12 protein-coding genes are annotated in these 12,926 nt (G+C 67.8%); 3 read left to right on the top strand and 9 right to left on the bottom strand.

All coding sequences use genetic code 11. The features are described from left to right. Positions 1-42 precede the first annotated feature (42 nt). Positions 43-1,182, top strand: a complete 1,140-nt coding sequence (gene iadA / locus QC821_RS14785) for a beta-aspartyl-peptidase (RefSeq protein WP_309723049.1) — start codon at positions 43-45, stop codon at positions 1,180-1,182. 18 nt (positions 1,183-1,200) lie between these two features. On the opposite strand, the gene QC821_RS14790 is transcribed toward iadA, so the two are convergent. The 9 genes from QC821_RS14790 to QC821_RS14830 all read right to left on the bottom strand — a co-directional run bounded on the left by QC821_RS14790 (position 1,201) and on the right by QC821_RS14830 (position 11,514). Next, on the bottom strand, positions 1,201-2,400 hold the full coding sequence (locus QC821_RS14790) for a cation:proton antiporter (RefSeq protein ID WP_309723052.1): 1,200 nt from the start codon (positions 2,398-2,400) through the stop codon (positions 1,201-1,203). 9 nt (positions 2,401-2,409) lie between these two features. Continuing rightward, positions 2,410-3,117, bottom strand: coding sequence for a glutamine amidotransferase-related protein (locus QC821_RS14795; protein ID WP_309723056.1), 708 nt, complete (start codon positions 3,115-3,117; stop codon positions 2,410-2,412). A 61-nt stretch (positions 3,118-3,178) separates the two neighbouring features. Next, the gene (locus QC821_RS14800; RefSeq protein ID WP_309723059.1) at positions 3,179-4,360 is read right to left on the bottom strand and encodes an iron-containing alcohol dehydrogenase; all 1,182 of its coding nucleotides are present in this window, start codon (positions 4,358-4,360) and stop codon (positions 3,179-3,181) included. A gap of 9 nt (positions 4,361-4,369) precedes the next feature. Then, entirely contained in the window at positions 4,370-5,755 is a 1,386-nt protein-coding gene (locus tag QC821_RS14805; RefSeq protein ID WP_309723062.1) for an aldehyde dehydrogenase family protein, read from the bottom strand. Between the two features lie 189 nt (positions 5,756-5,944). Next, entirely contained in the window at positions 5,945-7,324 is a 1,380-nt protein-coding gene (locus QC821_RS14810) for a glutamine synthetase family protein (RefSeq protein WP_309723064.1), read from the bottom strand. 76 nt (positions 7,325-7,400) lie between these two features. Beyond that, positions 7,401-8,465, bottom strand: a complete 1,065-nt coding sequence (locus QC821_RS14815; RefSeq protein WP_309723066.1) for a TRAP transporter substrate-binding protein — start codon at positions 8,463-8,465, stop codon at positions 7,401-7,403. A 90-nt stretch (positions 8,466-8,555) separates the two neighbouring features. Next, the gene (locus tag QC821_RS14820) at positions 8,556-9,875 is read right to left on the bottom strand and encodes a TRAP transporter large permease (protein WP_309723069.1); all 1,320 of its coding nucleotides are present in this window, start codon (positions 9,873-9,875) and stop codon (positions 8,556-8,558) included. Further along, positions 9,872-10,399 (bottom strand): TRAP transporter small permease subunit, encoded by a 528-nt coding sequence (locus QC821_RS14825; RefSeq protein WP_095619980.1) that lies wholly within the window; start codon positions 10,397-10,399, stop codon positions 9,872-9,874. The genes QC821_RS14820 and QC821_RS14825 overlap by 4 nt, the downstream gene beginning before the upstream one ends. A 155-nt stretch (positions 10,400-10,554) precedes the next feature. Beyond that, positions 10,555-11,514 (bottom strand): LysR family transcriptional regulator, encoded by a 960-nt coding sequence (locus tag QC821_RS14830; protein ID WP_309723072.1) that lies wholly within the window; start codon positions 11,512-11,514, stop codon positions 10,555-10,557. 95 nt (positions 11,515-11,609) lie between these two features. Between QC821_RS14830 and QC821_RS14835 the strand changes: the two genes are divergently transcribed. Then, on the top strand, positions 11,610-12,020 hold the full coding sequence (locus QC821_RS14835; protein ID WP_309723074.1) for a gamma-glutamylcyclotransferase family protein: 411 nt from the start codon (positions 11,610-11,612) through the stop codon (positions 12,018-12,020). A gap of 50 nt (positions 12,021-12,070) precedes the next feature. Continuing rightward, positions 12,071-12,883, top strand: a complete 813-nt coding sequence (locus QC821_RS14840) for a TraX family protein (protein WP_309723076.1) — start codon at positions 12,071-12,073, stop codon at positions 12,881-12,883. The last annotated feature ends 43 nt before the right edge of the window (positions 12,884-12,926 follow it).

A 12,926-nucleotide genomic window follows, 5' to 3' on the forward strand; every position in this document is an offset into this window, starting at 1 on the left:
GCAGGGCCGCGTCGTGGGTTACCCGCCCCCCAGAGAACGACCATGCTGACACTGCTCAAGAATGCACGCCTCTACGCCCCAGAGCCGCTGGGGCTCTGCCACCTGCTGATCGCCGATCGCCGCATCGCCGCGATCACTGCTGCACAGGATACGCCCCCCGTTGAGGGGAGCGCCGTCGAGGTAATCGACCTCGGTGGACGCCGGGTGATCCCCGGCCTGGTCGACCCGCTGGTGCATATCACCGGCGGCGGCGGCGAAGGCGGTTTCGGCACCCGCACCGCGGAGCTGACCAGCGCCGATGCCCTCGCCTCCGGCGTTACCACCCTGGTGGCGGCGCTGGGTACCGATGCCCTGACCCGCACCCCGTCCAACCTGATCGGCAAGGCGCGGGAGCTCACCGCCGCCGGCCTGAGCGTCTACGCCTACACCGGCTCCTACCAGCTGCCGCCGGTGACCCTGACCGGTTCGGTGGCCAGCGATATTCTCTATATTCCCGAGTTCATCGGCGTCGGTGAAGTCGCCATCAGCGACCACCGCGGCTCGCAGCCCAGCGCCCAGGAGCTGACCCGGCTGGCTTCGGAGGCGCGCACCGCCGGGCTGCTGGCCGGCAAGGCGGGGATCGTCTTCATCCATACCGGCGATGCCGAGAGCCACCTCGAGCCGCTGCGCGAGGTAGCCCGCAGCAGCGCCATCCCGCTGTCGCAGTTCTACCCCACGCATATCAACCGCACCGCGACGCTGTTCGAGGACGGCCTGCGCTTCGCCCGCGAGGGCGGTCGCATCGACTTCACCACCAGCACCACCGACGCCCTGCTGGCCGGCGGCGAGGTGGCCGCCTCGGAGGCCGTGGCCCGTGCCCGCCACGCCCGCGTCGACATGGCCCGGGTCAGCCTCTCCTCGGACGCCAACGCCTCGCTGCCGCAGTTCGACGCCGAGCGCCGCTTCGTGGGCCTCGAGCCCGGCCGCCTGGCCAGCCTGTTCGAGGTGCTCGGCGAGTGCGTCACCCACCACGATATTCCGCTGGAGCAGGCGCTGCCGTGCGCCGCCGGCAATGCCGCCGAGGCGCTCAAGCTGCCGCACAAGGGGCGTTTGACGGTGGGCGCCGACGCCGACCTGCTGGTGCTGTCGGACACCGGCTGGGCCATCGACGAGGTGTGGGCACTGGGCCGGCGGGTACACTGATGCAGCGGGCGGGCTGAATCAGCGCAGCACGCGGCGTATCAAAAACGGACCGATCACTTCGAAGACCACGGTGGAGGCCACCACCGCTGAGAGCAGCAGCGAGCGGTGCTCGGGAAAGCGCTCCACCACCAGCAGCGCCATGCCCATGGCGATACCGGCCTGGGGCGTCAGCGCCAGGCCGATGTCCCGCGGCAGATCGCCGCCCCGCCCAACCAGCTGCACGCCTAGCGCCCCGCCCATGAAACGCCCCGTCAGGCGCAGCGCGATGTAGGCCAGTGTCAGCCACAGCGCCGCGCCCATATAGCTGAGATCGATGTGGGCCCCGGAGAGCACGAAGAAGAACACCAGGAATGGCCACTCGATATGCTCGACCTGGCGGAACGAGCGGGTGTGGTGGGAAGAGAGATTGGCCACCAGGGCGCCGGCAAACATCGCCGCCAGCAGCCCCGACACCTCGAGCCAGGTGGAGAAGCCGGTCAGCAGCAGGATCAGCGCAAACGCCTCGACCTGGGTCGGCTCCCCGGGCCGCAGGCGGCCGGTGAGCCAGGCCGCCGGCAGGCCGATGGCCGCGCCCAGCGCCAGCGCGCCGCCCAGCTCCCAGCCGGCGTAGGCCAGCGCCAGGCTGCCGTCGCCGGTCAGCTGCCAGCCGAGCAGCGCCATGGCCAACCCGAACAGCAGGATCCCCCAGGCATCGTCGATGGCCACCATGCCCATCAGCAGTCGTGAGCGCAGGCGGGCATCGCCGCGGGCGTAGACCTCGTCGCTGATCTCGGCCGGCTCGGTGGCCACCGAGATCGCCGCCAGGGCGACCACCACCACCAGCGGAAAGCCCAGCAGCCACAGCCCCACGCCGACGAACAGCGCACCGCTGAGCACGATTGACAGCGAGATCACTACCAGCAGCCAGCCGTTGCGGCGCAGCCGCGAGAGAGTCAGCTCGCCGCCGAGCAGGAACGACACCAGCACCAGCGCCATGTGGATCAGCGGCTCGCTCATGCCCCCCAGCGGCGCGCTGCCGTCGCGCCCCAGCAGCAACTGCTGGACCAGCGCCAAGGCCACGCCAACCAGCACCAGCAGCGAGATGCGCGGCAGGCGCCAGCGCCTGGCCAGCGCGTCCACCCCGATGCTGACGCTCAGGATTATCCCCAGCAGGATCAGGTTGGCCGACCCCACGCTGAGTTCGGCCATCGGCCACTGCCAGGTTTCGCTCGCGGTCATGCCTCGACTCTAGCGAGCCTGCTGCATGAAGTTCAATATCCAGCGCACCGTCAGCTCGGCATTCAGCGGAGCGTCCAGCGAATCGAGTCCCTCGACGACCCGCGTCTCGCCGATCAGCTCACGGCGCAGTTGCATCAGGTCATGCGAATAGGGCTTGGCAAATTCCGGATGCCCCTGCACGCCGAGGAAGTGCTCGCCGACCTGCATCAGGTAGTAGGGGCAGAAGTCGCTGCCGGCCAGCACCCGCGCCTCCGGCGGCAGGCGTTCGACCTGGTCCTGGTGGCTGACCAGCAGATCGAGATGGGGCTGCCACGGCTGCATCCACTCGGTGCGCGCGTTGACGCAGTTGAACGACATGCCCACCCCCCAGCCCCGCGGGCTCTTGACCACCTCGCCGCCCAGCGCCTTGGCAATCAGCTGGTGGCCGAAGCACACCCCTACCAGCGGCTTGCCGGCGTCCCACAGCTGGCGCACGAACTCGCACAGCGCATCGACCCACGCCAGGCCGTCGTTGACGCCGAACTTGGAGCCGGTAGTCAGCCAGGCGTCGGCGGCCTCGACGTCGTCGGGGATCTCGCCGTCGAGGCAGCGCCAGACGCGAAATTCGAGGCTCGGGTCAACGCGCTTGAACAGCGCCTCGAACATCGCCGGGTAGTTGCCGTGAGTCGCGATCAACTCCGGCGCCACATCGTCGCACTGCAGCAGCCCTATGCGCATCGCCCGGCCTCCTCTTTGCAAGTCTTGCTCGACATTGTGTGCCACGCTTGGCAGCTATCGCTCAAAGACGCCCCTCCACCGCCGCGACGAAGATGTCGCGATACTGATTGGCGTCGAAGGCGATCGGGTTGGTACCCGACGAGGGGTCGGCCACCGCCATCTGCCCGACCTTGTCGGCCTGCTGGGCATCGATCTTTAGCGCTGCCAGGGTATGCGGGATCGCCAGCCGCTCGCGCAGCTCCAGCACCCAGTCGATCACCGCCGCGGTACCCGGCTGGCGCAGGTCGAGATAGCGCCCCAGGCGCACCATCGGCTCGCCGATCGCCTGCTGATTGGCGCGCAGTACATAGGGCATCAGGATCGCATTGAGGGTGCCGTGGTGGGCGTCATACAGCGCCCCCAGCGGATGCGCCAGAGCATGCATCGCGCCCAGGCCGCGCTGGAAAGCGGTGGCGCCCATGCTCGAGGCCACTAGCATGTTCATGCGCGCCTCGAGGTCGCTGCCGTCGGCGTAGGCCCGCGGCAGGTACTGGCAGACCCGGCGCATGCCCTCCACGGCGATGCCCTCGGCCATGGGATGGTAGAGCGGCGAGCACCACGCCTCGAGGCAGTGCGACAGCGCATCCATGCCGGTGGCGGCGGTCAGCGTGGGCGGCAGGCCGGCGCTCAGCTCGGGGTCGAGGATCACCGTGGCCGGCACCATGCCGGGATGGAAGATGATGCGCTTGACGTGCTCGACCTCGTCGGTGATCACCGAGGCGCGGCCCACCTCCGAGCCGGTACCGGCGGTGGTCGGCACCGCCACGATGGGGGCGATGGCGTCAGCGTCGGCGTTCTTCCAGTTGTCGCCGACGTCCTCCAGCGACCACAGCGACAGCCCGTCGCGCTGGTTGGCCATCAGCGCCACCGCCTTGGCGGCGTCGAGCCCCGAGCCGCCGCCGAAGGCGATCACCCCGTCGTGGCCGCCGTCGCGGAAGGCGGCCATGCCGTCGAGGACGTTCTTGCCGGTGGGGTTGCCCTTGATCTCGCTGAACACGGCGATGCCCAGGCCGCTGTCGTGGCAGGCCAGCACGATGTCGCGCACCATCGGCAGGTTGGCGAGCCCCGGGTCGGTGATCAGCAGCGGGGCCTGCATGCCCAGCGCCTGGCATACCGCAGGCAGCTCGCGGATGCGCCCGACGCCGGTAAGGATATTGGCGGGGTAGTTCCAGCCCATGCTGAACTGGCTCATGTCCTGGCTCATTGGCGACTCCTAGGCGTGCTTGAGATGGAAAGATTTGGGCCGGGTCAGGGTCTCGTAGCCTAGCCGCGACAGCGAGCAGCCGCGCCCCGACTGCTTGACACCGGTCCAGGCCAGCTCGGGGTCGAGGTAGTCGCAGCGGTTGGTGAACACCGTCCCCGCCTCGAGGCGCTGGGCCAGCCGCTCGCCGGCCGCCATGTCGCGGGTGAAGACCGCGGCGGTGAGGCCAAAGGCGCTGTCGTTCATCAGCGCCACCGCCTCATCGTCGGACGCCACCGGCATGATACCCACCACCGGGCCGAAACTCTCCTCGTGCATGACCCGCATCGAGTGATCGACCCCGGTGAGAAGCTGCGGCGCCAGGTAGGCGCTGCCCGGCACCGACAGTGGATAGTCGCCGGGATCGATCCACGCCTTGGCCCCGCCGCTCACCGCCTCCTCGATCTGGCCGCGCACGAAGTCCGCCGCCGCCGGCCGCACCAGCGGGCCGAGGGTGGTGGCCGGGTCACTGGGGTTGCCCAGCCGCAGCTGCTTGACCCAGGCCACCGCGCGCTCGACGAAGGCGTCGAAGATCGCCTGGTCGACGTAGATACGCTCGATGCCGCAGCAGCTCTGGCCGGAGTTGAAGAAGGCGCCGTCCATCACGCCTTCCACCGCGGCGTCGAGGTCCACGTCGCCACGAATATAGGCCGGATCCTTGCCGCCCAGTTCCAGGCCGCTGGCGATGAAGCGCCCCGCCGCGTTGCGCTCGACCATCTCGCCGCCGGCCACCGAGCCGGTGAAGGAGACGTGGTCGATGCGCCGGTCGCGGATCAGCTGCTCGGTGGCGTCATGCGACAGGTGCAGGTGCTGGAACACGCCCTCGGGCAGGCCCGCGGCATCGAAGGCCTGCTGGATGCGCTCGGCGCACAGCGGGGTCTGGGCAGAGTGCTTGAGGATCACCGTGTTGCCGGCCATGATCGCCGGCACGATGGCGTTCACCGCGGTCATGAAGGGGAAATTCCACGGCGCGACGATAAATGACACGCCCAGCGGTTCGCGGGTGATATAGCGGGTGAAGCCCGGCTTGTCGGCGAGCTGGATCGGCGCCAGCGCCGCCTCGGCGAGGCCGATCATGCCCCTGGCGCGCTCCTCGAAGCCGCCGATCTCGCCACCCGCGGCGGCGATCGGGCGGCCCATCTGCCAGGTCAGCTCATTGGCGAGCTCATCGCGCCGGGCGACGAAGGCATCGACCATCGCCGAGCAGTAGCGTGCGCGCTCGGCGATCGGCACCTCGCGCCAGCTGCGCTGGGCGCTGGCCGCCCGCGACAGCGTGGCGTCGATCTGCGCCGGATCGGCCTGTTCCCGTTCGACATAGACCGTGCCGTCGACGGGGGAAATTGTCTTCTGTATGGCCATACGCTTCCCTTTCCTTCCAGTAACAAGTGACACGGCTCAGTTCGCTTCTATCCGGCACTCGGCTCGCGGCTACCCCGGCGACAGGCCGCCGCGGGGGCGCTGTGAATCCCTCCCTGGACGCTACTTCTTCCTTCCCTGGAAGAAGACCCCCGCTTTGCCCTGTCCCAGGTGCCGCTTGGCGCTTGGCGCTTAAATGATTTCAAAGTAGCGATCCAGCTCCCAATCGGTGATATGCCGACGGAACTCCCGCTCCTCCCACTCCCGGGTCGCCGCGAAGTGCTCGACGAAGTCGTCGCCGAACAGCGCTCGGGCCGGCTGCGACGCCTTGAGCCGCTGGGCGGCCTCCCATAGCGTGCGCGGCAGCGCCTGATGCTCGGGGTGATCGAGTTCGTAGGCGTTGCCGCGCACCTGCTCGTCGGGTTCGAGGCGCTGCTGGATGCCGTACAGGCCCGCGCCGATGGCGGCCGCGAGGGCGAGATAGGGGTTGGCATCGGCACTGCCGAGCCGGTACTCGACGCGCTGCGACTTGGCGCTGCCAGGAATCACGCGCAGCGCGGTGGTGCGATTCTCGACGCCCCAGGTGGCGTCGGTGGGCGCCCAGAAACCGGGAATCAACCGCGTGTAGCTGTTGATGGTGGGCGCGAACATGGCCAGGAACTCGGGCATCAGCTGCTGCTGGCCGGCCACGAAGTGACGCTGGATATCGCTCATGCAGTAGGGCTTGTCGGCATCGAAGAAGGCCGACTCGCCGCTGTCGGCATGGCACAGCGAGAGGTGGATATGGCCGCTCTGGCCCGGGTAGTCCGGCGACCACTTGGCCATGAAGGTGGCCATCAGGCCGCGACGCTGCGCCCACACCTTGGTGAAGGTCTTGAACAGCGCGCCCTTGTCGCCGGCAGCCAATGCGCCGTCGACGCCGATCGCCGCCTCGAGCACCCCGGGGCCGGTCTCGGTATGCAGCCCCTCGATGGGAAAGTCCATGGCTTCGGAGAGCGCCAGCAGCTCATGGTAGAGCTCGGCGTGCACCGAGCTTCTGAGCATCGAGTAGCCCATCATGTCCGGGGTCAGCGGGGTCAGGTTGCGGTAGCCTTTCTCGCGGATCGACTCCGGCGTCTCGCGGAACATGAAGAATTCGTACTCCAGCGAGCCGTGGGCGCTGAAGCCCATCCCAGCGGCCTGGTCGAGCACTCGCCGCAGCAGCCCGCGCGGGCAGATCGCTTCGGCGCGGCCACTGAACTCGGCGAGAAACAGCAGCATGTCGCCCTCCGCCGGCACCTCGCGGCAGCTCTCGGGGACGATGCGCAGCTGGGCATCTGGGTAGCCGGTGTGCCAGCCGGTGTATTTGACGTTGTCGTAGAGCACGTCCTTGCTGTCCCAGCCCAGCACCACATCGCAGAACGCGAAGCCCTCGTCCAGGGCGTGGAAGAACTTGTCGCGACGCATGTACTTGCCGAGCATCACGCCGTCCATGTCGAACATGCCGACCTTGACGTGGGTCAGGCCGCGCTCCTCGACCAGGCGTCGGGCATCGTCGGCGTTGGTGATGTGGCGGGGTAATAGTTGACTCATGGCAGCTTCCTAGATTGGCCAAAGGTCATTGGAGGGCATACGGGAGGCGGGCCAATAGCCCGCCTCCTGAGGTTCCTCAACTGTAGCGGTAAGGAGGACCCGCCTGCTGCATGGTCTCGCGGTAGTCCTTGAGGATCTGCACGACCTTGGCACTACGCTCGCTCTGCTCGGCAATCTCGTCCCAGAATTCCAGCGCCGCGTCCTCCAGGGTCTGCCACTCCTCCTCGGGGATCGAGGTCAGCTCGAGCTTGCCGCCGGTGGTGCGGTAGTGGGCCTCGCCCCACCAGTACCAGTGCTGCCGGTAGTAGTGCGAGTTGTCCATGCACAGCTTGAACAGCGTCTGCAGGTGCTCGGGCACCTCGTTCCAGCGGTCGGAGTTGGCGAAGTAGGAGCCGGCCCAGGCCCCGGAAATGTTGTTGGTAAGGTAGTAGCTGGCGACATCGGCCCAGCCCACGGTATAGGCCTCGGTAATACCCGCCCAGGCGATCCCGTCGAGCTCGCGGGTCTGCATGGCGACTTCGATGTCTTCCCACGGCAGGGTCACCGGCACCACGCCGAAGCGGCTCAGGAAGCGCCCGGCGGTGGGGAAGGTGAAGACGCGCTTGCCGCGCAGGTCCTCGAGGCTGCGGATCGGCTCGCGGGTCACGAAGTTGCAGGGGTCCCAGGCGCCGGCACCCAGCCAGGTCACGCCGTCGACCTCGGCGTAGGCCTCCTCCCAGATCTCCTTGAGGCCGTAGTGGTTGAACAGCGTCGGCACGTCGAGGCTGTAGCGCGAGGCGAAGGGAAAGTAGCCGCCGAACACGGAGACATCCACCGGCGCGGCGATGGAGTCATCGTCGCTCTGCACCGCATCGATGGTGCCGCGCTGCATGGCACGGAACAGCTCGCCGGTGGGCACCAGCTGGTCGGCGTAGTAGAGCTCGATCTCCATCTCGCCGTTGGCGGCCTTGTTGAAGGCGTCGATGGAGGGCTTGATGACGTGGGCCGCCAGCGCCGGGCCGGCGTAGGTCTGCATGCGCCAGCGGATCGGGCTGCGCGACTGGGCATGTACGTAGGGCGCGCCGACGCTGGCTGCGCCTACCGTGGCGGCGGTGGCCACCCCGGCCTTCTTGAGGAAATTACGCCTGTTGTGATCGGTCATGATACTTCTCCATGGATTGTTGTTGTTACCACTCGTCACGCCGCATGCTCGCGGCTCTTGTGCCTGCCCGTCGCCGGGCATGCTCGCGCCTTATCCGTAGTAGAGTTCCGGCAGCCACAGCGCCAGCTGCGGAAAGGCGGTTATCAAACCCAGCCCCAGCAGCATGATCATCACGAACGGCCAGACGCTGCGGTAGATGTCGCCAAGCGTCACCTCGGGGGGCGCCATGGCGCGCATCAGGAACAGGTTGTAGCCGAACGGCGGGGTCATGTAGGCGATCTGCACGGTGATGGTGTAGAGCACCCCGTACCACACCGGGTCGAAGCCCAGGCTGACCACCAGCGGCACGTAGAGCGGGGCGACGATCACCAGCATCGCGGTGTCGTCGAGGAACATGCCCATCAGGATGTAGGAGAGCTGCATCATCAGCAGGATCTCCCAGGGGCCGAGGCCCATGCGGTCGAGGAAGACGTTCTCGATGGCGCGCACCGCGCCCAGGCCGTCGAACACCGCGCCGAAGCACAGTGCGGCGAGAATGATCCACATGAACATGCAGCTGATGCCCAGGGTGCGGCGCACCGTGACCTCGATCACCGCGCGGGTAAGGCGGCCCTTGACCAGCGCCGCCAGGGTCGCCGCGAAGGCGCCATAGGCGGCGCTCTCGACCAGGCTGGTGACGCCCATCAGGAACAGCCCGGTCATCGAGAAGAAGATCAGCAGCGGCAGGATGCCGGCACTGAGCAGCTTGAGCTTGGCGCCCAGCTGCATGGTGCGCTCCTCGACGGGCAGCGCCGGCCCCAGGCTCGGCTGCAGCCGGCAGCGCACCACGATGTAGATCACGAACATCGCCGCCAGGATCAGCCCCGGGAACACCCCGGCCAGCCACAGCTTGCCCACCGGCTGACGCGCGATCATGCCGTAGAGCACCAGCACCACGCTGGGCGGCACCAGGATGCCCAGCGAACTGCCGGCCTGGATCACCCCAGTGACCATGATCTTGTCGTAGCCGCGACGCAGCAGCTCGGGCAGGGCGATGCTGGCGCCGATCGCCATGCCCGCCACGCTCAGGCCGTTCATCGCCGAGACCACCACCATCAGGCCGATGGTGCCCACCGCCAGGCCGCCCTTCAGCGAGCCCATCCATACGTGAAACATCTCGTAGAGGTCGCCGGCGATGCCCGACTCGGAGAGCATGTAGCCCATGAACACGAACAGCGGCAGGGTCAACAGCGGGTACCAGTTCATCAGCACGAAGCTGGCGTTGAACGGCATCTCCACCCCGCCGTCGCCCCACAGCAGCAGCGCCGCGGCGGCGCCGACGAAGCCGATCACCCCGAACACCCGCTGGCCGGTCAACAGCAGCAGCATCATGGTCGAGAACATCAGCAGCGCGATCATCTCATAGCTCATGCCTCGCCCTCCTCGTCGATGGGGCGACCCAGCGCCGCGCCCAGATCACGGAAGAAGGTGGCGAAGGCCTGCAGCAGCATCAGCACGATGCCAAGGCACATGATCAGCTTGATCGGCGCCAGCGGCGGCGCCCAGGAGGAGTGGTTGCGCTGGCCGTACTCCAGCGCGTACTGGGTGCTGGAGATACCGCCCAGCAGCAGGGTGACCAGAAAGGTGATCAGAAACAGGATGGTGACGGCATCCACCGCCGCCTGGGTGCGCGGCGACCAGCGGCTGTAGAACAGGTCCATGCGCACATGGGCGCCCATCTGCATGGCGTAGGCGCCGCCCAGCAGGTAGTAGCTGGCGAGCATGAACTGTGACATCTCCACGCCCCACAGCAGCGGCGCATTGAGCACTGAGCGCGAGAAGGAGGCGTACAGCAGCAGCCCCATCATCAGGAAGATCATGTACATCACCAGCCGCCCCACCCCGCGGTTGAGGCGCTCTACCCAGCGTACATAGGCGCTTATTGTTGTTGGCATTGGGTTGCAGTTCCCGCGTCGCACATCGAATGTCTTTCAGTCTTGGACGCGGATTCGGCATCTGGCAAAGAGCATCGGTCGCACCGACGCCGCTGCTATAGGAAAAATCGATAGTGCACGCCGAAGGCGCATTCGTGACGCTGAAATGCCCACACTCAGGGCTGGGTGGAGACCTCGGAGGAGAGCCACGGCAGGCCGCGGTCGAGCTCCTGGCGAAAGCGTATCTCCAGCAGGCGGCGGGCATCGCGGGCCAGCTGGGCGGGCAGGTCGCCGAGTTCGTCACGCCGCGAAACCAGCGTCAACTCGCGCTGCAGCGGTGCCACCGGCAGCGCTGCGACGCGCACCTGGAGGGTCTCCAGGCCGGCCTGGTAGAGGCACAGCGGGGTGGTGATGGTCCAGCCGGCGCCGGCACTGACCAGACGCAGCACGGCGAAGGTGTTGTCGAGGTGCAGGCGCGCCGGCAACTCGAGCCGGTTGAGGCGCAGGTGGCGCTCGATGGCCTGGCCGATCAGCGACTGCGGCGTGTAGCGTACGAAGTCGAGCTGGCGGGCCAGCCAGCGCAGGTTGTCGAGGGGCCCCGACCAGCTGGCCGGCGCCACCAGCACGAAGGGCTCGCGCAGCACCGCGTGGCGCTCGAGGCCGTCATAGTTCTCGAGGCGGTCGTCGGAGACGATGATGTCGACATGGCGGGTCAGCAGGGCATGGCTGTGCATGTGCGACAGCCCGGTGGTCAGGGTGTAGTCGCGGGTATGGCGCTTGATCAGCTCGATCAGCGGCTGGCCCACCGCCGTGGCCAGCGAGTCGACCAGCGCCAGGCGCACCTGATGCAGTTGGCCGAAGGCGCCAGAGACCAGCTCGCGGCGGGTGCTGCGCGCCTCGTCGAGCAGGCGCCGGGCGCGGTCGTAGAAGAAGCGTCCGGCACTGGTTGGCTCCAGCGGCCGGGCGTTGCGCTTGAACAGGCTGACGCCAAGCCCCTCCTCGAGGGTGGCCAGGCTCTGGGATACCGACGACTGCTTGAGCCCCAGGCGCCGTGCGGCGGCGCTCTGGCTGCCCTGCTCCAGGGTCTCGACGAAGATTTCCATGCTGCGTAGATCGAACCCGAAACCGCTGCGCATCCCAGTGTCCTTGAGTGGCCCACACTTGACCCTGTATCTCTAGCATCAGACTATCCTGTCAGGACGACCAGGCCCAGCCTGACCGGGAGGATCCCATGCCCCATCTGCTGTTCGTGTACGGCACCCTCAAGCGCGGCTTCGCCAACCACGCAGGCTACCTCGGTGAGGCCGAATTCCTCGACCTGGCGGTGACCTGCGAGCCCTTTCCGCTGGTGCTCAACGGTCCGCGTTACTCGCCGGTGCTGGTCGACGCCCAGGGCCAGGGACTCAAGGTCCAGGGCGAGCTGTTCCGGGTCGACGCCCCGACCCTGGATGAACTCGACCGCCTCGAGCGGGTCAATGACCGCGACGGTTATCGCCGCCGACGACTGGCCATCGCCGATCCGCACGGCCAGGTGCAGGCCGCCTGGAGCTATCTCAAGCCACCGAGTTGGGTGGAAGATGTCAGGAGCGAGCCCATGGCGGTCTATGATGATCGCCGCTACCGTCCCAGGCCCGACGCCTGAGCCGACGTTTCATTCATGGCCGACCCCATCGCTACAATCCGGAGGTAACGATGAGCGCTACGGCAAGCGCCGCACCCGATGCATTTCGCCCCGCCTCGACCTGGACCGCCTGGGGCCAGTGGCTGGCCCTGGCCACCATGACCATCGATCACCTGACCCGCTACGTGCTGCCCGAAAGCTGGCAGCTCGACTGGGCCGGCTCCTCGATCGGGCGCATCGCCTTCCCGCTGTTTGCCGCCATGGTCGCCTGGCACGGGTTGTTCAACACTCGCAACCCGCAGCGCTACGCGCGGCGCATCCTGATCATCGGCCTCGTCGCGCAGCTGCCCTACATGATGATGCCGCGGGCCTCGGACGCCTTTATCCTGAATGTCTGCTTCACGCTGGCGGCGGGGCTTTGCGGCGGCGCCTGGCTGCGTGAACTGGCGGCCCGTCAGGGGCGCGGCGAGCTGGCCGCGCACTGGGCAGCACTCGGCGCCGCGGCAACGCTGGTCGCCTGGTACCTGCTCGGCAACTGGGTCGAATACGGCCACAACGGCCTGCTGCTGATCCCGCTGCTGATGTTCGCCATGCACCACCTGAGCCAGGCCGGAACCCACTTTTCGGCACGCCTGCTGGCCGCCGCCGCGGCATTCCCGGCGCTGTGGGTGGCGGGCCAGATGAACGCCTCGGACATGGCCAAGTCGTTCACCGTGGCCACCTGCCTGGCGGTGCTGCTGCTCGCTGCCGGCGCCGCCCAGCGCGTGCCCCAGGTCGGCATGGCGATGCCGCGGCGGCTGTGGCTGGCCTGGTACCCCGGCCACTTCGCGCTGATCGCCGCATGGCTGTGGGTTATCGGCGCCGCGAACTGGCCACTGGGCTAGGCTCTATACGAAAACTGCCTGCGCTCGCCGATTTTTCGTACCA

Source organism: Franzmannia qiaohouensis (assembly GCF_031451695.1).
In the GTDB taxonomy this organism is placed as follows: domain Bacteria; phylum Pseudomonadota; class Gammaproteobacteria; order Pseudomonadales; family Halomonadaceae; genus Franzmannia; species Franzmannia qiaohouensis.